Here is a 22,500-nt window from a genome sequence, read left to right as displayed (position 1 = left end):
CCCAATGTTCCTTCAGCTCAATTAAATCTTGAAGAAGCAGCTGATCGAATTCTCTTCTCAACCATTGCTTTCGCCGAATAAACATGTCTGGCAAACTCCTTTTCTCTTCAAATCTCTCGTCTTCCCTCCAGCGCTTTTGAAAGTGTGACTTCGTCCGCGTATTCTAAATCACCGCCAACAGGCAGCCCATGAGCAATTCTTGTGATTTTTATGCCTGTAGGCTTTAAAAGGCGAGAGATATACATTGCTGTCGCTTCTCCCTCAATGTTCGGATTTGTTGCTAAAATTACTTCTTGAATTTCATCATTTTGCAGACGTTTTAGCAAATCAGGGATATTAATATCTTCAGGACCAATCCCGTCCATTGGCGAAATGGCGCCATGCAGAACATGATATAGACCGTTATATTCTTTCATTTTTTCCATTGCAATGACGTCTTTCGGGTCTTGAACCACACATATTATGCTTCTGTCACGGCGCTCATCTTTGCAAAGATAACATGGATCTTCATCTGTAATATGACCGCAAATCGAGCAATATGATAAATTTCGTTTTGCATTGACAAGCGCTTTCGCGAAATCCAATACTGTTTCTTCCTTCATATTTAAAACAAAAAAGGCCAGACGAACGGCCGTTTTCGGACCAATTCCTGGCAGCTTCATAAAGCTATCAATAAGTTTTGATATCGGTTCTGGATATTGCATCGAATAGATCCTCCTAGAACAACCCAGGCAAATTCATACCTTTAGTAAATCTTCCCATCGTTTCGCTTGTTAACTCATCCACTTTGCGAAGAGCATCGTTTGTTGCTGCCAATACCAAATCTTGAAGCATTTCAATATCTTCAGGATCTACAACATCTTCATTGATTTTCACTTCTAAAATTTCCTTATGTCCGTTTGCAACAACCGTGACCATACCGCCGCCAGCAGTTCCCTCCACTTTTTTTTCAGCAAGCTCCTCCTGAGCCTTTTGCATCTCCTTTTGCATTTTTTGCATTTGCTTCATCATTTTTTGCATGTTTCCCATACCGCCACGCATCATCATATTATCTCCTCCATAAGCATTTATTTACTCTTTTATTTCAATCAGATCCGTGCCAACTAATTTTTTTGCTTCGGCAATAAGCGGATCTTCGTCTTCATGCTCCTGTTGATGTGCATCGTCTGATCGTTGATTGCGCAAATAATCCTCCCTTATTTTACCCCATTCTTTCTCCGGAACGCCAATCATCTCCATTTGACGTCCAATGAGTCCTTGTAAAATCGTTTGGAGGTTTGTTAATACATGATTTTGATTTTCCGCCACCATTTTACAATGGATTTCATATTTAAATTTTAGCACAAAAGCATATTCGCAAGCAGCAACTGGTTCACTTTCATTTAAAAGGGCTGCATGCGACACTTTATTTTGCTGCTTTAGCGTTGTTAACAGATCTCCCCATCGGCTTTTCACTAAATCCAAATCTTTTCGAGTAGCATTTCTCAAAATATCATAAATGCGGTCAACAGGCGTTTTATAACCGCTTTGAATTGTTTTTTGTACTTTTGCTTCTTGTTTAACAGGCGACTGTTCTTGAACTCCATGCTGAACTAATGAAGATATTGTGCGTTCAAGTTCCTGTATTCGATTAAGAAGTTCTTCATAATGAACTGAAGGCGGCTGCACACGCTCAGTTTGACATAATTTCACAATCGCTACTTCTACAAAAATACGGGGATGATTCGTCCATTTCATCTCCTGCTGGCTTTGATTCAAAACTTCAATCGTCTCATAAATTTGCTCAATAGGAATTTGTTCGCACAATGAAACGAACGCATCGTCTATTGCGACTCGTTCCATTACTTCCTCTAAGTTTGGAGCCGATTTATATAATAACATGTCGCGATAGTAATAAATGAGATCTTCAATTAATTTTAAAGGATCTTTCCCTTGATCCAACCATTCGTGGATAGTTTTTAAAGCTTCCGTAACATTGTTCTCAAAAATAAATCGGACCAAATTTGCGAGCATCTTATGAGAAACCGATCCAGTTATAAATAATACATCCTCCAATGTGACTTTATCATCGCTAAAAGAGATGGCTTGGTCCAACAGACTCAGTGCATCTCGCATCCCACCATCAGCCGAGCTCGCAATAACCTTTAACGCTTCCTCTTCAACCTTGATCGATTGATTTTCCACAATTTCCTTCATGCGACGTACGATGGATTGAACAGAAATACGCCGGAAATCAAAGCGTTGACATCTCGAAATAATGGTAAGCGGAATTTTATGAGGTTCAGTTGTAGCCAAAATAAAAATCACATGTTTTGGAGGTTCTTCAAGCGTTTTTAATAAAGCATTAAATGCTCCGATTGAAAGCATATGAACTTCATCAATAATATATACTTTATATTTGACCGCCGCAGGTGCAAATTTGACTTTATCGCGAATATCGCGAATTTCATCTACTCCATTATTAGAAGCTGCATCAATTTCAATAACGTCCGAAATCGATCCTTCCGTGATTCCTTTACATGCAGGACACTCATTACAAGGCTCTGCAATTGGTGCTTGTTGGCAGTTGACAGCTTTCGCAAATATTTTTGCAGCGCTTGTTTTACCTGTTCCTCTAGGACCTGTGAAAAGATAAGCATGCGAAAATTTATTTTGTAAAAGGGCATTTTGCAATGTTTTCGTGACGTGTTCTTGTCCCACGACATCACGAAACTGCTGTGGCCTCCATGCTCGGTATAAAGCCTGATAACTCAAGTAACGCCCTCCCCTTTATACAGTAATCTTTCATTTATTATACCTGATTGTTTAAACGAATGTAAGTTTTCCATAAGAAGGATAAAAAACTTATGAAAAAAATAAAACCGATCTCTGTAAAAGCGTCTCCAGTTAAATAGACAGCACATGTAGACAGCCTGAGACCGATATTCATTAGGACTTTAAGCTGTTTCTCTTTTGAAGCCGTTGATAGTTATATTGCATAATGCATCCTTCATCTATTCGGACGTGCGGAAAAAGTATGGATGAGACTTGAAATGGGACGGCGTATTCTGTATGGTTTTAGCCGCTAAGGACACTTTTGTTTCAAGATCTTCTTGGGGAGTTTTAAAGTCTTCCTAATATTTTCTTCATTTCTTTCTGCTTAAAGTGTTTTCCCCATCATGCATCAATCCATATTTTAAACCAATGTCCTCATTACATTTTTTAAGCTTTACATCATACGCTGTTCATATTTCTCTCATCGAAAAAATCCCCTTATAGTTGACAGACTTTTCTTTTTCTGCCTACTATAAGGGGATCTTATTGTTTGATATGATAACTGCCGTGCACCTTCTGTCGATTAGCAACCCTAGGCGTTACTCAAGCAGTTAGCTCAGTTCAGGCAACCCTGCGGCACATGAGAGCTTCCACTTAATGCTGCTTCCTTCCGGACCTGACATGGTTCATGGATTCTCATTGCACAGGACCCAAACGTCAACACCACTTACTTGAGGCAGACCCTAAAATATACTAACCTCGAGAAGGAATTCGGCCTCGCTAGAGCGGATTGCGAGTACAGGGCACCGCTACCTCCCCGCTTAGCACGGCAAAGTTTAAACCGATTTTCACTTTGCGCCGTTTAAGGACGCAAATTTAGTATATATGTTTTTTCGAGAAAATGCAACGCTTCCCAATATGTTAAAAAATTCAATTGTTTTTATTTTTCATTTTCAACCGTTTTTTCTCTTCCCGCAACTTTTGAAAAAAACAGGTTAACATTTCACTGCATTGCTCCTGCTTCACGCCTGAAATTACTTCTGTTTGATGATTGAAACGAGGTTCATTTAATAAATTCATTAACGTTCCTGCACAACCAGCCTTCGGATCGAAAGCGCCGAAAACTACACGTTCAAGTCTTGACATTACAATCGCTCCTGCACACATTGGACATGGCTCAAGCGTCACATATAGCGTCGAGTTCTCGAGTCTCCACGTTCGAAGCTTCCTGCACGCCTCATCAATTGCCAATATTTCCGCATGAGCGATTGACCTCTGCTCGGTTTCCCTCAAATTATGAGCTTTTGCAACCACTACATCATCTACAACAAGCACAGCACCAATCGGAACCTCGCCAATCTTTTCCGCCTTCTTCGCCTCTTTAATTGCTAAAGTCATATAATATTCGTCTTTAGTCATTTTTTGCTCCTCATCCTATCGATATAATTTCATCTTAAAAAAAGTGCGGGTTCCTTTCAACCTTTTCCAAAAGCATGTTTTCTGCGATGAAAACATAAAATTTACAAACAGTTTTTACAGGAGGTCATGATTTTGCTAATTCATGTTGTTCAATCTGGGCAAACGCTTTATTCCATTGCACAAACATATGGAACATCTATAACAGCCATCGTTGAAGCAAATGAAATTCCTAATCCTGATCAGCTTGTTGTAGGTCAAGCAATTGTTATTCCAATCATCGGACAATTTTACACCGTTCAACGGGGAGACAGCCTTTGGAGCATTTCAAGAAAATTTGGTACATCTGTATTTGAGCTTGCAGCAGTAAATGGACTGAATATAAATCAATTATTGCCTATTGGCCTTCGATTATATATCCCAGAACGGCCTAAACGGCAAGCAGAATTTAATGTATATTTAGAACCGCTTGGTGCTCAAGTCAGCCAAAATCTCGAAGACAGCGCAAGAGAGACTGCCCCTTATTTAACCTACCTTACCCATTTTAGCTTTCAAGCACAACGTGACGGTTCTTTAAAAGAGCCACCGATTGGGAACTTGCCAACTATTGCTAATGAACAAAATTTAGTGTTTTCAATGGCTGTCACAAATTTGGAGAACAATCAATTTAGTGCAGAGTTAGGGCATATATTGCTGACAGACGATGATGTACAAACTAAATTTTTAAATAATATTGTTGCCACAGCAAAAAAATATCAGTTTCGAGATATTCACTTTGATTTTGAATATTTGTTTCCTGCCGACCGGGAAGCCTATAATCAATTTTTGCGAAGGGCGAGAGACAGGATGCACAGTGAAGGGTGGTTCATTTCCTCTGCATTAGCCCCCAAAACAAGCGCAGAGCAAAAAGGACAATGGTACGAGGCCCACGACTATAAAGCACATGGAGAAATTGTGGATTGGGTCGTCATTATGACATATGAATGGGGGTACAGCGGCGGACCGCCAATGGCTGTTTCTCCTATCGGCCCAGTCCGTGATGTACTCGAATATGCCGTTACGGAGATTCCTCCACAGAAAATTATGATGGGACAAAATTTATACGGTTATGACTGGACTCTTCCCTTTGTGCAAGGCGGGCCTTACGCAAAAGCGATAAGTCCGCAGCAGGCAATTCAGCTTGCATCAAAATACAATGCAGAAATCAAATTTGATGAAGAAGCCCAAGCCCCTACTTTTCGATATACGGATGAAAACCAAAAGGTTCATGAAATTTGGTTTGAAGATGCCCGTTCCATACAAGCCAAATTCGATCTTGTAAAAGAGCTGCATTTGCGAGGTGTTAGCTATTGGAAACTAGGAATTTCGTTTCCGCAAAATTGGCTGTTGATTATCGATAATTTTCAAGTCGTAAAAAAATAAATACTTCTTTATAAACAACTATTGATCAAATGATCTTAAATATGAGGAATTTCTGTTTTGTTTTTCAAAAAAATAAAAGAGGCGCCTAATAAGTTGCTTTTCAGCTTATAGACGCCCCTTTAACGTTTATATCGATGATTTTTGTTTTCCATGAGGATTAGCCATTTTGTTGTGAACTACCCACCACCTACGCTTCGCTTAGGGGTTGGGGCTTCAAGCGACTTGTGTGTGTTCGCTGAACGGTAAGCCACACACAAGAACCCTTTACGCTTCCCTTCGTTCCGAAGGTGTCCGTTCTACCCATATTCTATCCTATTCGTTGGCTAACGCCAACCGAAATTCATCTCCCACCTACTCATTGGGCTACGCCCTGCACATTCCTTGAGGATGGGAGACTTCTTTCGGAAATCCGTTAAAAAATAAAAAATTCGTTACAGCCCGTAACGAATTTAGCCAATCTCCAATTTATGCGCACTCGGTAAATAATGGCGGAGGAGGAGGGATTCGAACCCCCGCGCGGTTTGACCCGCCTCTCGGTTTTCAAGACCGACCCCTTCAGCCAGACTTGGGTACTCCTCCATATGACATGGACTAATATAGCACAGTATAAAATGTATGTCAATAAACTCATAAAAGTTATCAAATAATTTTTTTCCTTAAACGCTTCTTTACAAAGAAGCTTATTTTTTTAAATAGAAAAAATTAAAAAATTCGAAAAAAATCGATTGTATTTCATTCATCATGTTATAAACTTGAATTGCAAGTTAATTTAAAGCGCTCACAAATGGACACTAGTTTTTTCGGGACATGAACAAAGGCATCTTTTCCCCGCAATCGGCTGCTATCTTTGCATTGATTTGCCGCGCTTTTAAAACAGCATGTATAAAAACAACTGAAGCCTAGTGCAAAACGTAAATCCCTTAAAAAATCAGAGTGAGAAGCTTGCGGATGACTAGAGGAGGACGGAGAAAAATATGTATGATTATGTAATTGTCGGCGGAGGAATAGTCGGCTTATCCACTGCATTGGCAATATATGAACAACACCCAAACGCAAAAGTGGCAATAATCGAAAAAGAAAATAAAGTTGCCTCCCATCAAACGGGTCATAACAGCGGGGTGATCCATTCCGGTATATATTACAAGCCCGGGAGCTATAAGGCGCAGCTTGCGAAAAAAGGTAATCAGGCAATGATCATGTTTTGCCAAAAATACGATATCCCTTATGAAGTCTGCGGCAAAGTAATCGTTGCCAGCGATGAACATGAGCGGGAGGAGCTTGAGAAGCTGTTCCAACGCGGATTAAAAAACGGCCTCAATATCCGGAAAATTTCAAAGGAGGAGCTTCATGAATTTGAACCTTATGTGAATGGAATAGAAGCCATTCATGTTCCATCAACAGGTATTGTAAATTTCCGTCTTGTTAGTGAACGGATGGCAGATTTAATCCTCGAAAAGGGCGGGGAGATCTTTTTAAACGAAAAAGTAGAAGTGATTCATGAAAAAAAACAAGAAGTTATCGTTGAAACAGCAAACAAAACCTTTCAAAGCCGATTTTTTATAAATTGTGCAGGACTTAACAGCGATCGTATTGCTAAAATAGCAAATCTGTATACGGATGTGAAAATTGTTCCATTCCGTGGAGAATATTATATGTTAAATCCGCAAAAATCATATTTAGTTAAAAACTTAATCTATCCTGTACCAAATCCTAATTTTCCATTTTTAGGCGTTCACTTTACTAGAATGATTGACGGATCTATAGATATAGGTCCAAATGCTGTTTTAAGCTTGAAAAGAGAAGGGTATAAAAAAAGCGACGCAAATATGAAAGATTTGTTTGAAGTATTAACGTTCCCCGGTTTTTGGAAATTAGCAGGTCAATATATGAAAGAAGGACTCGAAGAAATGATTCGATCGATGTCAAAGAAAAAGTTTGTCGAAAATGTTCAAAAACTCATGCCCGATATTACAGAAGAAGATTTGCTGCCTGGACCATCTGGTGTCCGAGCTCAAGCTTTAAGTAAAGACGGGGCTTTAATCGATGATTTTTATATTGTGCCAACGAAACGGTCCATTCATGTGCTGAACGCTCCATCTCCTGCAGCGACAGCATCCATTGAAATAGGAAGAACAATTGCCAAACAAATGATACAACGGCAGCCTATATAAAATACATTTGTACATAAAAGAGGGATATGGAAGGAACCCCTCCTATCCCCTTTCATTTTTTCTATTCAGTATGAATTACTTTTTACTAATTACTGTTTTATTTCCCATATATGGACGCAGCACTTCCGGAATGACGACAGATCCGTCTTCTTGCTGGTAATTTTCCAAAATGGCTGCTACTGTACGACCTATTGCAAGCCCAGAACCATTTAACGTATGCACATGCTCAGGCTTTGCTTTCGGATCCCGTCGGAACCGTATATTCGCCCGGCGAGCCTGAAACGCTTCAAAGTTGCTGCAAGAAGAAATTTCACGATATGTTTGATAGCTTGGAAGCCATACTTCAAGATCATATTTTTTTGCTGCCGTAAAGCCTAAATCAGCTGTACACATGCTCATAACTCGATATGGAAGTCCTAACAGCTTCAATACGTTTTCAGCATGACTTGTTAATTTTTCTAATTCCTCATAAGAATCTTCAGGCTTTACAATTTTCACAAGCTCCACTTTGTTAAATTGATGCTGGCGAATAAGGCCGCGCGTATCTCTTCCGGCCGCCCCTGCCTCAGAACGGAAGCAAGCGCTGTACGCTACATAATTGATTGGAAGCTGCTTCTCCTGTAAAATTTCATCACGGTGCAAATTTGTGACAGGAACTTCCGCTGTTGGTATTAAGAAATAATCCTCACCTTGAATTTTAAAAGCGTCTTCCTCAAACTTCGGAAGCTGTCCTGTTCCGATCATGCTTGTACGGTTCACTATATACGGAGGCAAAACTTCCTCATAGCCATGTTCTTCAACGTGCAAATCTATCATAAAACTGATAAGCGCCCTTTCTAATCTTGCGCCCAAACCTTTATAAAATACAAAGCGGCTGCCGGTCACCTTGCCGGCTCTTTCAAAATCGAGAATTCCTAATTGGTCGGCAATTTCCCAATGAGGTTTTGGTTCAAAACGAAAGGTCGGGATTTCTCCCCATTTGCGGACTTCTACATTATCTTCCTCTGAATCGCCGACTGGAACGCTCTCATGCGGAATGTTTGGAATCGACAAAATCAAGGTTTCTAACTTTTCTTCAATCTCTTTTAATTCCTCATCAAGTGTTTTGATGCGTTCTCCTACTTGACGCATTTCTTGAATTAAATGATCTGTGTCTTTCTTTTCTCTTTTCAATTCGGCGATTTTAGAAGATACTTCATTTCTTTTGCTTTTTAATTCTTCCGTCGTAACAATTAGTTCACGACGCTTTTTATCCAAGTCAACAAATTGATCAAAATCAGTTAAATCCTCTCCACGGTGTTCAAGCTTCTTTTTTATTTCTTCAAAATTTGACCGTAAAAATTTCATATCAAGCATCATGGACACTCCTTTCGTTTTTATATTCAAAATAAAAACTCCCGTCCAAAAAGGGACGAGAGTATACCCGCGTTGCCACCCTGCTTGAAGGCATCAGCCTTCCACTTACAAAGGTAACGGTTTTTTCCGTAAATGCTTACTAACAAAAACTTGCATTCAGCATTTCACTCAAGGACGGATTCACAAGCGTTTTTCACTGGTTTCCACCAACCACCAGCTCTCTTAAGAAAAACAACTTGCTACTAGTTCCTCTCATTGCTTTAGATCTATTTATATTCATAAATTTACTATAAGTTTAGGGTTTGTTCAACTTTTTTATGCATGAACTTTCTCGTTTGATTCCTTCACCATATTTAAAAAATATTGCACAAATCGATGATCATCCGTCAATTCCGGATGGAATGAACATCCAAGTATGTGGCCTTGTCGAACAGCAACAATTCGATCCTCATGTTTTGCTAAAATTTCAACATTTTCTCCTGCTTCTACAATATGCGGAGCGCGAATAAACACACCTATAAAATCGTCCCCAACTCCTGCAATGGTTAATTCCGCTTCAAAACTTTCACGCTGACGGCCGAAAGAATTCCGTTCAACGACCACATCCAATACACCAAGGTGCGGCTCATCTTGTCCAACAATTTGCTTCGCCAGCAAAATAAGACCAGCACATGTACCGAAAACAGGTTTTCCTCCCTTTATAAATTCTTTCAAAGGGTCCATCAACCCATACTTTTCAATCAATCTTCTCATTGTCGTGCTTTCGCCGCCTGGTAAAATAAGTCCATCGATATTTTGCAATTGTTCGGATTTTTTAATTTTTACGCCTTCTGCACCACAAGCTTCGATTGACTGAATATGCTCCCTCACAGCACCTTGGAGTGCCAAAACTCCTACTTTCATTTTGTATTCTCCTTTACCAACCACGTTCTTGCATACGATGTTCCGGAAGCAATGAAGAAATATCGATCCCTTTCATCGCAGTTCCAAGATCTTTCGATAAATGAGCGATTAATTCATAATCCTCATAGTGTGTGGTCGCTTCCACAATTGCCCGAGCATACTTTCCTGGATTTTCAGATTTAAAAATACCTGAGCCGACAAACACACCATCTGCACCAAGCTGCATCATCAACGCTGCGTCAGCAGGTGTTGCAACGCCGCCAGCAGCAAAATTCACGACAGGGAGTCGTCCTTCCTTTTTAATTTGTAGTAGCACTTCATACGGGGCTCCTAAATTTTTTGCTTCCGTCATTAGCTCATCTTCGCTCATGCCGACAATTTTCCGAACCTGTGCATTCACTTTCCGCATGTGACGAACTGCTTCTACAATGTTGCCAGTTCCCGGTTCGCCCTTCGTTCTGAGCATGGAAGCACCTTCTCCAATTCGGCGAGCTGCTTCTCCTAAATCACGGCAGCCACAAACAAATGGAACCGTAAATTCCCGCTTATTTATATGAAACTCTTCATCAGCCGGTGTCAACACTTCACTTTCATCAATATAATCAACACCGAGCGCTTCTAATACTCGAGCTTCTACAATATGTCCAATACGGCATTTTGCCATTACTGGAATCGTAACCGCGTTCATGACCTCTTCAATAATCGTCGGATCAGCCATGCGGGCAACCCCGCCTGCCGCACGAATGTCAGCAGGAACTCTTTCCAGCGCCATGACGGCAACCGCACCTGCTTCTTCAGCAATTTTGGCCTGTTCTGCATTGACCACATCCATGATGACGCCGCCTTTTTGCATTTCGGCCATTCCCCTTTTTACTCGATCAGTACCAGTAATTGCCATTTCTATAGTTCCTCCTTAATGATACATTCAAATGCATACATCTATTTTATCCTAATTTTTATAAAATTCCTATCAAATTTCAAGGATTTCTTTTATTTTAAATATAGTAAAAACCCCCAACAAAATGTTAGGAGTTATGCATTAAAACCAGCTTTTTACCATGTTTGCTGCTCCGTTCCATACATCACCAAAAAAACTACCAATGCCTCTCATTGATAATACAAACCAGTTAGCTTTTTCGACTTTTGTTTTTGTCACTACATCAACTTTCGCTTCGGATTCACCTGTTACAAATCCGTAATCCTGGCTGTTCCCTTTATATTCTACGGACATATACCCGACCTTGGCGCCCTTTTTAATTGGTGCAGTCAGCTCTCCGTTCGCAGTTAAAAGCTTTTTATCTAAAACATATTTCGGCTCATACTGGTCTTTTTCCCCACGTTTAATAGGGAGCTTTAAAGAATCTTTTGTTTCTATTTCTACTTTTTTCTCTTTTCCTTTTACAACAGATACAGTTGATTTATTTTTTATTTGATATTGCGCAGGAAATAATTCCTCAATGGAAAAATTGCTGAAAACATAGTCCATTAGTTTTCTAGTTTCACTAAAACGATGTACGTAATTGTTGCTCCCTTTACCTTTCGCATTCATAACAACTGTGATGATTCGCATTCCGTTCCGTTCGGCTGTTCCCGTAAAGCAGGAGCCCGCAAAATCGGTATATCCTGTTTTTAACCCGTCTACACCTTCTGTACCATAAACTAATCCAGGCAGCATCCAGTTCCAGTTTTCCATTTTAATCTCATCATCCGTACCTTCTCGAAAAGCTTTTCTCGTAATTTTGGCCGTTTCTAAAATCTCAGGATACTCCTTTAAAAGATGGTACGCAAGGCTGGCAACGTCTCTCGCAGACATTACATTTTCTTCTTCCTCACCTGTTCCTTCCGGATGCATCCCCATTAAGTCTCTATTGTTTAAACCTGTCGCATTTACAAACTTCGTATGCTTCAAGCCTAGTTCTTTCGCTTTTTCATTCATCATTTTCACAAAATTTGTTTCCGATCCACCGATCACTTCTGCCACTGCAATCGCCGCACCATTTGCAGAATAAATGGCCATTGCTTCATATAACTCTTTTATTGTATAACTTCCATCTTTTCTTAAAGGGACATTGGATAAACTGCGATTTTGGGAAATTTTGTAAACATAATCACTTGGACGATATGTTTGATCCCAAGAAACTTTCTTTTCATGGATCGCTTCCAGCAGCAAGTATTCAGTCATCATTTTTGTCATACTTGCAACTCCAAGAGTTTTATCAATATTTTTTCCGTACACAATTTTCCCTGTAGAGGCTTCAACGGCAATGGCTGCAGAGGCATTGATGCCCAATGGGTCATTTTCTTCAGCATTTATTTTGGGAGACAAAGGGGAAAATGCCGTCATCAATAAAAACGTGATGACGAGAGCCGAGATGAATTTTTTCGTGAAGTGCACCATGATTACCTCCATTTATTTGAAAATATCTATTTTAAAAAATAATTAATAGTTAACACAACAAAATTGATTTTAACATACATCTTATAAAAAAAATAGACAGAGTCTCTACTCTGTCTAAAAGTCGTAATTTTTTAAATAAGACTATTGAACTGTCAGTTGTTAAGAAATGGAATAATTAGGAGCCTCTTTTGTAATTTGAACATCATGCGGATGGCTTTCTCTTAATCCTGCACCAGTCATCCGGATAAATTGTGAATGCTCACGGAGCTCATATAAATTTTTTGCTCCGCAATATCCCATACCTGATCTCACACCGCCGACAAGTTGGTAAATTGTCTCTGCCAACGGTCCTTTATATGGGATGCGGCCTTCAATTCCTTCTGGAACAAATTTTTTGTTGTCTTCTTGGAAATAACGGTCTTTGCTACCTTTTTCCATCGCTGCAACTGAACCCATGCCGCGATATACTTTAAATCGACGCCCTTGGTAAATTTCTGTTTCTCCCGGGCTTTCAGATGTACCTGCAAGCAAACTTCCTAACATGACGGCATGTCCACCTGCAGCCAATGCTTTTACAATATCTCCTGAATATTTTATTCCGCCATCAGCAATGATAGCTACTCCGTGCTTTCTTGCTTCTGTCGCACAATCATATATGGCTGTAATTTGCGGCACCCCAACACCTGCTACCACACGAGTAGTACAAATGGAACCAGGGCCAATTCCAACCTTCACAATGTCTGCTCCAGCTTCTATGAGAGCTCTCGTTCCTTCAGCTGTTGCAACATTTCCTGCAATAATATTTAAATCTGGATAAGCATCACGAATTTTCCTTACTGTTTCTAAAACTCCTTTTGAATGTCCATGCGCCGTATCCACGACAATAACATCCACATTTGCTTCCACTAGTTTTTTAACGCGCAGCATCGTATCAGATGTTACACCTACTGCAGCGCCGACGATCAATCTTCCATGGGCATCTTTAGCTGAATTTGGAAACTCAATTACTTTTTCAATATCTTTAATCGTAATAAGGCCTTTTAATATGCCTTTATCATCTACAATCGGGAGCTTTTCAATTTTATATTTTTGCAAAACTTTTTCAGCTTCTTCCAATGTTGTGCCTACAGGAGCTGTAACTAGATTTTCTTTCGTCATCACTTCAGAAATTTTTGTAGAATAATCTTGTATAAAACGTAAATCTCTGTTTGTAATAATACCTACAAGCTTTTGTTCCTCTGCATTGTTCACAATCGGAACACCAGAAATCCGATATTTGCTCATTAAATGTTCCGCATCATATACTTGATGGTCCGGAGTAAGGAAAAACGGATCTGTAATAACACCGCGCTCAGAACGTTTTACTTTATCTACTTGCTCAGCTTGCTGTTCAATCGACATATTTTTATGGATAATGCCCAATCCTCCTTGGCGCGCCATAGCAATCGCCATTTCTGATTCGGTAACAGTATCCATTCCTGCGCTGATAATTGGAATATTCAATTTTAACGTCTTCGTTAGCTCAACACTTAAGTCCACATCACGCGGCAAAACCTCTGACTTGGCAGGAATTAACAAAACATCATCGAACGTTAAGCCTTCCTTTAAAAATTTTGATTCCCACATTATTAAAACCCCCTAATCACGGCAAAATATTATATGTAGATTAACAATTGCTAAAGATGCTGTCAAGAAATCCACAAAGAATTTAAATTTTTAGAATAGTTGTTATGGAGGGGTCTCATTGTCGATTTGGAATTTTTATTCATCATTTCACTCTGCTCAAACAGTCCAACGGCTGCTTACCAAACATTATCAAAAACTTAACGTGCATGAGCCTGAACAAACATCTTATCAAAACTGCTATACATTTATTTATTTTTTAAAACATGGAGAAAATTATTACAAAATGGCTGATACAGCCCCGATCATGATCAAACCGGTTTTAGCTTTTTACGGCATCAGCCAGCTGATAAAGGCACTGCTTCTGACAGTCGATGCTCATTATCCTTCCTCTTCAGCTGTTTTATCCCATGGGGTATCAACAAGGAAACGAAAAAAACATAATTATAACTTTTTAAAAGATGAAGTTAAGGTGCAAAAAAATGGTTTATATCGCCATGCTGCCCTCAATCTTTTTCAATTAAATCACACGCCTGGAGAAAAATTTTCCATGGATTCCCTTTTGAAAAGAATCCCCGAATTAAGCGATCTATATCAGTTTCATTTACAAATCCCAACGACCATCCCAATTGAGACAAATGACACATTCATCATTGTACATAAAGAAATAGCAAATCGTTACTGTATTACCTCTAAGCGTCTTGCTGAGATTTTACAAAGCCAGCTTCATTGGATGCTTTCAAACGAAGATGTAGATTCACTTTATTTTTCCCATTCAGCCGAATTTCACTATTTATGGAAATCCTCCTATTTATTCAACTTTTATAATAAACAATATTATCTGCCGGCTGCGAAAGAAGATATAAAATTAATGCCAGAAATATTAATCCACTACCTTGTGCTTTATAACTTAAGCATGATTTCCCGATATGAAACCGAATGGCTGTATGATCTTATGTATAACCATCATAGTGATGATTACGTTTTTATTCATCAATTTATGGAAATCACATTAAAAAAAATTCCTTGGTTAACCTTAATGTATTTAAACCATATTTTCAATCGAGTAGGAGGGAGCGATTAACTCCCGTCCTCTCACACCACCGTACGTACGGTTCCGTATACGGCGGTTCAATTAAGATAATTGACGCAAGTCTTTATAACTTCCGTGAATAGCTGTTCTCTTTATGCCAGTGGTCACTCCACCCTCCAAGAGATCTCCCACGGGATTCACCGCTTCCTCCCTCAAGTGAGGTACTACGTTTTCTGTGTTCATCATGACACACTGAATGCCAAGGGCTATTCTCTCTTAATTGTTCGGTCCTTCTTAGTTGTTCTAGACCAACTAATACTATGACCTCTGCTGACTTCTGACTGTTCAGCTATCTATCACTAGATAGGTTACCAAGGTTACTTGGCGTGCCAGCCAGACCTCCCCGGGTAAGAGTGTAATCTTTCCTTCCATCCATCTGCTTCATTTACTCTGTATCACCTTCGGCAGAAAGGGCTTTGTTTTGTCATGCAAACTCACCCAGTGATACCTAGCCTCATATGAAGTTCGTGTTCCTCAGACCGGAAGTTTGCCGCTCGCTTCCTTCAGATTCCGCGTCACCACGGACACCCTTGCGTTAAGCTAACTGCTACTTCTGCCTTCGCAGCTCGGGACTTTCACCCTATAGATTACACCCATGCCGGGCGCACATGGATAAAAGCAGCCAACGGTAGTTGTGCTGCTTCTTTAACAAAAATATGATTATATACAAAAAAAAAGCAGCTGTTTTGCTGCTTTTTGTTTTTGCCTGGCAGCGTCCTACTCTCACAAGGGACAAACCCTCACTACCATCGGCGCTGAAGAGCTTAACTTCCGTGTTCGGGATGGGAACGGGTGTGACCTCTTCGCCATTGCCACCAAGCAATTTTTTTCTATTCATTGTTCCATTCAGTTCGATGGACAACTAATATTATAACTTTTTGATCTCAGTTGTCAACACTTTTTTGAATATCATTCTTTCAAAACTAGATAACGGTTCCTTCACGAATAGATGCTCTTACTTGGTTAAGTCCTCGATCGATTAGTATCCGTCAGCTCCACGTGTCACCACGCTTCCACCTCGGACCTATCTACCTCGTCATCTTCAAGGGATCTTACTCGCGTTTAGCGATGGGAAATCTCATCTTGAGGGGGGCTTCACGCTTAGATGCTTTCAGCGCTTATCCCTTCCGCACATAGCTACCCAGCGGTGCCCCTGGCGGGACAACTGGTACACCAGCGGTGCGTCCATCCCGGTCCTCTCGTACTAAGGACAGCTCCTCTCAAATTTCCTGCGCCCGCGACGGATAGGGACCGAACTGTCTCACGACGTTCTGAACCCAGCTCGCGTACCGCTTTAATGGGCGAACAGCCCAACCCTTGGGACCGACTACAGCCCCAGGATGCGATGAGCCGACATCGAGGTGCCAAACCTCCCCGTCGATGTGGACTCTTGGGGGAGATCAGCCTGTTATCCCCGGGGTAGCTTTTATCCGTTGAGCGATGGCCCTTCCATGCGGAACCACCGGATCACTAAGCCCGACTTTCGTCCCTGCTCGACTTGTAGGTCTCGCAGTCAAGCTCCCTTCTGCCTTTGCACTCTCCGAATGATTTCCAACCATTCTGAGGGAACCTTTGGGCGCCTCCGTTACCTTTTAGGAGGCGACCGCCCCAGTCAAACTGCCCACCTGACACTGTCTCCCGCCCCGATCAGGGGCGCGGGTTAGAATGTCAGTACAGCCAGGGTAGTATCCCACCGTCGCCTCAGCGCAAGCTGGCGCTCACGCGTCTCTGGCTCCTACCTATCCTGTACAAGCTGTACCCACATTCAATATCAGGCTGCAGTAAAGCTCCACGGGGTCTTTCCGTCCTGTCGCGGGTAACCTGCATCTTCACAGGTACTATAATTTCACCGAGTCTCTCGTTGAGACAGTGCCCAGATCGTTACGCCTTTCGTGCGGGTCGGAACTTACCCGACAAGGAATTTCGCTACCTTAGGACCGTTATAGTTACGGCCGCCGTTTACTGGGGCTTCGGTTCGCACCTTCAGCTACAGCTTAAGCGCTCCCCTTAACCTTCCAGCACCGGGCAGGCGTCAGCCCCTATACTTCACCTTACGGTTTCGCAGAGACCTGTGTTTTTGCTAAACAGTCGCCTGGGCCTTTTCACTGCGGCTCATCATGGCTTATCACCTTGATGAGCACCCCTTCTCCCGAAGTTACGGGGTCATTTTGCCGAGTTCCTTAACGAGAGTTCTCTCGCTCACCTTAGGATTCTCTCCTCGCCTACCTGTGTCGGTTTGCGGTACGGGCACCTCTCACCTCGCTAGAGGCTTTTCTTGGCAGTGTGGAATCGGGAACTTCGGTACTTCCTTTCCCTCGCCATCACAGCTCAAGCACACGGCAAGCGGATTTGCCTGCTTGCCAGCCCTAACTGCTTGGACGCGCACATCCAACCGCGCGCTTGCCCTATCCTCCTGCGTCCCCCCATTGCTCAAACGGTGAGGAGGTGGTACAGGAATATCAACCTGTTGTCCATCACCTACGCCTTTCGGCCTCGGCTTAGGTCCCGACTAACCCTGAGCGGACGAGCCTTCCTCAGGAAACCTTAGGCTTTCGGCGGAGGGGATTCTCACCCCTCTTTCGCTACTCATACCGGCATTCTCACTTCTAAGCGCTCCACCGGTCCTTCCGGTCCGGCTTCGATGCCCTTAGAACGCTCTCCTACCGCTGACACCAACGGTGTCAACCCGCAGCTTCGGTGATACGTTTAGCCCCGGTACATTTTCGGCGCAGAGCCACTCGACCAGTGAGCTATTACGCACTCTTTAAATGGTGGCTGCTTCTAAGCCAACATCCTGGTTGTCTAAGCAGCTCCACATCCTTTTCCACTTAACGTATACTTTGGGACCTTAGCTGGCGGTCTGGGCTGTTTCCCTTTTGACCACGGATCTTATCACTCGCAGTCTGACTCCCAAGGATAAGTCATTGGCATTCGGAGTTTGACTGAATTCGGTAACCCGATGGGGGCCCCTCGTCCAATCAGTGCTCTACCTCCAAGACTCTTCCCTTGAGGCTAGCCCTAAAGCTATTTCGGAGAGAACCAGCTATCTCCAAGTTCGATTGGCATTTCACCCCTACCCACACCTCATCCCCGCACTTTTCAACGTGCGTGGGTTCGGGCCTCCAGCAAGTGTTACCTTGCCTTCACCCTGGACATGGGTAGATCACCTGGTTTCGGGTCTGCGACCTCGTACTATTTCGCCCTCTTCAGACTCGCTTTCGCTGCGGCTCCGCCTTTCGGCTTAACCTTGCACGAAATCGCAACTCGCCGGTTCATTCTACAAAAGGCACGCCATCACCCATCCCGGGTCCCCGCAAAAGCCTGCTTTTGTGGGTGGGAATAGGGCTCTGACTACTTGTAAGCACACGGTTTCAGGTTCTCTTTCACTCCCCTCCCGGGGTGCTTTTCACCTTTCCCTCACGGTACTGGTTCACTATCGGTCACTAGGGAGTATTTAGCCTTGGGAGATGGTCCTCCCTGCTTCCGACGGGATTTCACGTGTCCCGCCGTACTCAGGATCCACTCGGGAGGGAACGGAGTTTCGACTACAGGGTTGTTACCTTCTCTGACGGGCCTTTCCAGACCTCTTCGTCTACCCCGTTCCTTTGTCACTCCTTAATCGAGTGTCCTACAACCCCAAGAGGCACGCCTCTTGGTTTGGGCTGTTCCCGTTTCGCTCGCCGCTACTCAGGGAATCGCTGTTGCTTTCTCTTCCTCCGGGTACTTAGATGTTTCAGTTCCCCGGGTTGCCCTCCATACCCTATGGATTCAGGTATGGATACTGCCCCATTACGGACAGTGGGTTCCCCCATTCGGACATCTCCGGATCGACGCTTACTTACAGCTCCCCGAAGCATTTCGGTGTTTGTCCCGTCCTTCATCGGCTCCTAGTGCCAAGGCATCCACCGTGCGCCCTTTCTAACTTAACCGTTTCTTCCTAACATGAGCGATCTATTCGTGAATGTCTTTCCGTTATCCAGTTTTCAAAGAACAATGCTTTTTCTTTCAATGAGCTCCCTTGCTGGTTGAATTGCTTTTAGCCGAACATCCGATCCTTCGAATGGGCTCTCGCATAGGAGCAATGCTTCCAATATTCATTAAACTTATGGTGGAGCCTAGCGGGATCGAACCGCTGACCTCCTGCGTGCAAAGCAGGCGCTCTCCCAGCTGAGCTAAGGCCCCAGGATGGTCTTATTTATGGTGGGCCTGAGTGGACTTGAACCACCGACCTCACGCTTATCAGGCGTGCGCTCTAACCGGCTGAGCTACAGGCCCATCCTGTATTTTTTTATTCAACTTCTATTCGCTGGGAAATCGACTTTGCGAATTCACCAGCAAACGGGGAAGGATGTGATCCTTCAAAACTAAACAAAACGGAAAAGCGTACCCTATTTCAATGTATATATCCTTAGAAAGGAGGTGATCCAGCCGCACCTTCCGATACGGCTACCTTGTTACGACTTCACCCCAATCATTTGTCCCACCTTCGGCGGCTGGCTCCCGTAAGGGTTACCCCACCGACTTCGGGTGTTACAAACTCTCGTGGTGTGACGGGCGGTGTGTACAAGACCCGGGAACGTATTCACCGCGGCATGCTGATCCGCGATTACTAGCGATTCCGGCTTCATGCAGGCGAGTTGCAGCCTGCAATCCGAACTGAGAGTGGTTTTTTGGGATTCGCTCCACCTCGCGGTTTCGCTGCCCTTTGTACCACCCATTGTAGCACGTGTGTAGCCCAGGTCATAAGGGGCATGATGATTTGACGTCATCCCCACCTTCCTCCGACTTTTAGCCGGCAGTCACCTTAGAGTGCCCAACTGAATGCTGGCAACTAAGGTCAAGGGTTGCGCTCGTTGCGGGACTTAACCCAACATCTCACGACACGAGCTGACGACAACCATGCACCACCTGTCACCCTGTCCCCGAAAGGGGAACGCCCTATCTCTAGGGTTGTCAGGGGATGTCAAGACCTGGTAAGGTTCTTCGCGTTGCTTCGAATTAAACCACATGCTCCACCGCTTGTGCGGGTCCCCGTCAATTCCTTTGAGTTTCAGCCTTGCGGCCGTACTCCCCAGGCGGAGTGCTTAATGCGTTTGCTGCAGCACTAAAGGGTGGATACCCTCTAACACTTAGCACTCATCGTTTACGGCGTGGACTACCAGGGTATCTAATCCTGTTCGCTCCCCACGCTTTCGCGCCTCAGCGTCAGTTACAGGCCAGAGAGCCGCCTTCGCCACTGGTGTTCCTCCACATCTCTACGCATTTCACCGCTACACGTGGAATTCCGCTCCCCTCTCCTGCACTCAAGTTCCCCAGTTTCCAATGGCCGCTCGCGGTTGAGCCGCGAGATTTCACATCAGACTTAAGGAACCGCCTGCGCGCGCTTTACGCCCAATAATTCCGGACAACGCTTGCCACCTACGTATTACCGCGGCTGCTGGCACGTAGTTAGCCGTGGCTTCCTCGTCAGGTACCGTCAAGGTACCGCCCTGTTCGAACGGCACTTGTTCTTCCCTGACAACAGAGCTTTACGATCCGAAGACCTTCTTCGCTCACGCGGCGTTGCTCCGTCAGACTTTCGTCCATTGCGGAAGATTCCCTACTGCTGCCTCCCGTAGGAGTCTGGGCCGTGTCTCAGTCCCAGTGTGGCCGGTCACCCTCTCAGGTCGGCTACGCATCGTCGCCTTGGTGAGCCGTTACCTCACCAACTAGCTAATGCGCCGCGGGCCCATCCTGCAGTGACAGCTAAAAGCCGCCTTTCAACCGAAAACCATGCGGTTTTCGGTGTTATCCGGTATTAGCTCCGGTTTCCCGAAGTTATCCCAGTCTGCAGGGCAGGTTGCCCACGTGTTACTCACCCGTCCGCCGCTAACCTAAAGGAGCAAGCTCCCTTCGGTCCGCTCGACTTGCATGTATTAGGCACGCCGCCAGCGTTCGTCCTGAGCCAGGATCAAACTCTCCAAAAAAAGTTTGTCACCAAATGCTCTTGTCAGAATCAACAGGCACGCTTTTCATTTTGTTCAGTTTTCAAAGATCATATATCAAAAACAGCGACTTTTACATTATAAAATCATACTTTATGGTTGTCAACACTTTTTTTATTTTAATTGCTGACTTCAGTGATTATAGCAGTTTCAATCGTTTTTGACAAGCATTATTTTATATCTTCGAAAAAACTAAAAAACCTTTATAATCGACAAATCCTTGCTCTTTTCCAAAGATATAATTTGATCGGAATCTTCTGCTTGTACCATCGGCTTTGTAACCAATTTTTCATTTATAAAAACGATTTTCCCATAAGCTCCATTAGAAAGCTTTACTGTTCGTCCTACCATATCTTTTATAAATATTTTTTTGAAAGCTTGAACAACCGATAAATCAAATTTTCCAAATTGGTCTTTTTCTATTTGATCCAATACGTGAAAAGGCGATTGTCCATTGCGATATGGACGAGGAGAAAACATTGCTTGATATGCGTCTGCAAACGAAATGATTTTGGCAAAAGGATGAATTTGAACGCCTTTAATTCCTAAAGGATAACCTGATCCATCAAATCTTTCATGATGCTGCAAGACTGCAACTTTCGCACCTTCTGTTAAAGCTGGTAAATCTTTTAATAATTTATAGCTGTGAATAGGATGTTCTCTAACCTCGAGGAACTCTTTTTCTGTCAGCGCTTCTTTTTTTGTTAAAATTGCCGGCGTAATTTTTGCCATCCCACAATCACTTAACAGACCTGCAAGAGCAATTTGATTTACTTCACCAGTTAAAAATCCCATTTTTTTTGCAATTAAAGCGCTTAATAAAGAGACAGAAACAGAATGATGGCAAATATAATTTTTTGCATCACATGTTGTATAAGTCTCCATTATTTTGCTTGGTTGATCAAACCCAGCTTTTAATACTGGGAGGAGTAATGTTCTAATTTTATAAATATCTACTGAAGCACCCGACTGCCAAGATAAAAAATACTTTTGGAGCTGTTCTACTGAATGTACAAAAATTTCTTCAAAAGCAGTTTTGGATGAACTTTCCGTTTTTTGAACGTCAGCCTCATTTTTTTGAGGTTGATCAGTGGAAATATCTTCTTTCGCTTCTTTTACTCCTGTAGTAGTAGAAGTCCGGACTTGAACTTCTTTAATTAAAAATGCACGAAAAAATTCAATATGTTCCTCATTAATAACAGTGCCTTTTTTCGCAATTGGTTTTGGTGACAAAGAATAAACATCTTCTGCTAAGACAAATCCCGGCTTCAATTTTTTGACATGAATCCGCAAATGAATCCCCCTCCCTCTATAAATGTTGATATATCAACGGTTGTAGCCGATTCAGGGGTGTCAAAAAAATATTTTTCGACAAAGTTT

Annotated in this window: 14 protein-coding genes, 3 tRNA genes, 3 rRNA genes, 1 other RNA gene and 1 other annotated feature (1 of these 22 only partly in view); of the genes, 3 read left to right on the top strand and 18 right to left on the bottom strand. The window is 42.8% G+C overall.

Going from position 1 to position 22,500, the window contains the following annotated elements; genetic code table 11:
• From NSR00_RS12450 to tadA, 6 genes are all read right to left on the bottom strand, one after another.
• A protein-coding gene (locus NSR00_RS12450; protein ID WP_094244829.1) for a YaaL family protein crosses the window boundary here: on the bottom strand, positions 1–85 show its start. Its footprint begins 134 nt before the window's first position; the window shows 85 of its 219 coding nt (coding positions 1–85); the start codon lies at positions 83–85; its stop codon lies beyond the left edge, outside the window.
• Between the two features lie 22 nt (positions 86–107).
• Positions 108–704 carry a recombination mediator RecR gene (recR, locus tag NSR00_RS12445; RefSeq protein ID WP_063388672.1) on the bottom strand — a complete coding sequence of 199 codons (597 nt, stop codon included), beginning with the start codon at positions 702–704 and terminating at the stop codon, positions 108–110.
• A 13-nt stretch (positions 705–717) separates the two neighbouring features.
• Positions 718–1,041, bottom strand: coding sequence for a YbaB/EbfC family nucleoid-associated protein (locus tag NSR00_RS12440; protein WP_375338795.1), 324 nt, complete (start codon positions 1,039–1,041; stop codon positions 718–720).
• A 30-nt stretch (positions 1,042–1,071) separates the two neighbouring features.
• On the bottom strand, positions 1,072–2,754 hold the full coding sequence (gene dnaX / locus NSR00_RS12435; protein WP_063388671.1) for a DNA polymerase III subunit gamma/tau: 1,683 nt from the start codon (positions 2,752–2,754) through the stop codon (positions 1,072–1,074).
• A gap of 565 nt (positions 2,755–3,319) precedes the next feature.
• Positions 3,320–3,584: signal recognition particle sRNA large type (gene ffs, locus NSR00_RS12430), an RNA gene on the bottom strand.
• Between the two features lie 100 nt (positions 3,585–3,684).
• Positions 3,685–4,173, bottom strand: a complete 489-nt coding sequence (gene tadA, locus NSR00_RS12425) for a tRNA adenosine(34) deaminase TadA (RefSeq protein WP_340789308.1) — start codon at positions 4,171–4,173, stop codon at positions 3,685–3,687.
• 132 nt (positions 4,174–4,305) lie between these two features.
• On the opposite strand from tadA, the gene NSR00_RS12420 reads away from it, so the two are divergent.
• Positions 4,306–5,592, top strand: coding sequence for a glycoside hydrolase family 18 protein (locus tag NSR00_RS12420; protein WP_340789306.1), 1,287 nt, complete (start codon positions 4,306–4,308; stop codon positions 5,590–5,592).
• Positions 5,593–6,078: 486 nt separating this feature from the next.
• Here the strand turns inward: NSR00_RS12420 and NSR00_RS12415 are convergent.
• Positions 6,079–6,171, bottom strand: a tRNA-Ser gene (locus tag NSR00_RS12415).
• A gap of 395 nt (positions 6,172–6,566) precedes the next feature.
• Here NSR00_RS12415 and lhgO point away from each other — a divergent pair.
• On the top strand, positions 6,567–7,763 hold the full coding sequence (gene lhgO, locus NSR00_RS12410) for an L-2-hydroxyglutarate oxidase (RefSeq protein WP_063388669.1): 1,197 nt from the start codon (positions 6,567–6,569) through the stop codon (positions 7,761–7,763).
• Positions 7,764–7,838: 75 nt separating this feature from the next.
• Here lhgO and serS read toward each other — a convergent pair whose 3' ends face one another.
• The 5 genes from serS to guaB form a co-directional block, all read right to left on the bottom strand.
• On the bottom strand, positions 7,839–9,119 hold the full coding sequence (serS, locus tag NSR00_RS12405; protein WP_063388675.1) for a serine--tRNA ligase: 1,281 nt from the start codon (positions 9,117–9,119) through the stop codon (positions 7,839–7,841).
• Between the two features lie 48 nt (positions 9,120–9,167).
• Positions 9,168–9,384, bottom strand: a binding site (T-box leader).
• A 50-nt stretch (positions 9,385–9,434) separates the two neighbouring features.
• Positions 9,435–10,022, bottom strand: coding sequence for a pyridoxal 5'-phosphate synthase glutaminase subunit PdxT (gene pdxT / locus NSR00_RS12400; RefSeq protein ID WP_066251693.1), 588 nt, complete (start codon positions 10,020–10,022; stop codon positions 9,435–9,437).
• Between the two features lie 13 nt (positions 10,023–10,035).
• Positions 10,036–10,920 carry a pyridoxal 5'-phosphate synthase lyase subunit PdxS gene (gene pdxS, locus NSR00_RS12395; protein WP_063388667.1) on the bottom strand — a complete coding sequence of 295 codons (885 nt, stop codon included), beginning with the start codon at positions 10,918–10,920 and terminating at the stop codon, positions 10,036–10,038.
• Positions 10,921–11,061: 141 nt separating this feature from the next.
• Positions 11,062–12,420, bottom strand: coding sequence for a serine hydrolase (locus tag NSR00_RS12390; protein ID WP_117017543.1), 1,359 nt, complete (start codon positions 12,418–12,420; stop codon positions 11,062–11,064).
• Between the two features lie 159 nt (positions 12,421–12,579).
• A complete protein-coding gene (gene guaB, locus NSR00_RS12385; RefSeq protein WP_063388665.1) occupies positions 12,580–14,046 on the bottom strand; it encodes an IMP dehydrogenase in 1,467 nt (488 codons plus the stop codon).
• A gap of 118 nt (positions 14,047–14,164) precedes the next feature.
• On the opposite strand from guaB, the gene NSR00_RS12380 reads away from it, so the two are divergent.
• Positions 14,165–15,127 (top strand): YaaC family protein, encoded by a 963-nt coding sequence (locus tag NSR00_RS12380; protein WP_340789301.1) that lies wholly within the window; start codon positions 14,165–14,167, stop codon positions 15,125–15,127.
• Positions 15,128–15,840: 713 nt separating this feature from the next.
• Here NSR00_RS12380 and rrf read toward each other — a convergent pair.
• The 6 genes from rrf to NSR00_RS12350 all read right to left on the bottom strand — a co-directional run bounded on the left by rrf (position 15,841) and on the right by NSR00_RS12350 (position 22,413).
• Positions 15,841–15,956: ribosomal RNA gene (gene rrf / locus NSR00_RS12375) — 5S ribosomal RNA — on the bottom strand.
• Positions 15,957–16,095: 139 nt separating this feature from the next.
• Positions 16,096–19,065, bottom strand: a 23S ribosomal RNA gene (locus NSR00_RS12370).
• A gap of 177 nt (positions 19,066–19,242) precedes the next feature.
• Positions 19,243–19,318 (bottom strand) — tRNA-Ala (locus tag NSR00_RS12365).
• 16 nt (positions 19,319–19,334) lie between these two features.
• Positions 19,335–19,411 (bottom strand) — tRNA-Ile (locus NSR00_RS12360).
• A 137-nt stretch (positions 19,412–19,548) separates the two neighbouring features.
• A 16S ribosomal RNA gene (locus NSR00_RS12355) occupies positions 19,549–21,102 on the bottom strand.
• Together the 16S, 23S and 5S rRNA genes with 2 tRNA genes alongside form the textbook arrangement of a ribosomal RNA operon.
• A 210-nt stretch (positions 21,103–21,312) precedes the next feature.
• Entirely contained in the window at positions 21,313–22,413 is a 1,101-nt protein-coding gene (locus NSR00_RS12350; protein WP_340789297.1) for an HD-GYP domain-containing protein, read from the bottom strand.
• Positions 22,414–22,500 lie beyond the last annotated feature (87 nt).

This window comes from Aeribacillus sp. FSL K6-8394 (assembly GCF_038008865.1).
GTDB lineage: Bacteria > Bacillota > Bacilli > Bacillales > Aeribacillaceae > Aeribacillus > Aeribacillus composti.
Note: the sequence above shows the minus strand (reverse complement) of the source record. Positions and strands in the feature narration are given on the sequence as shown.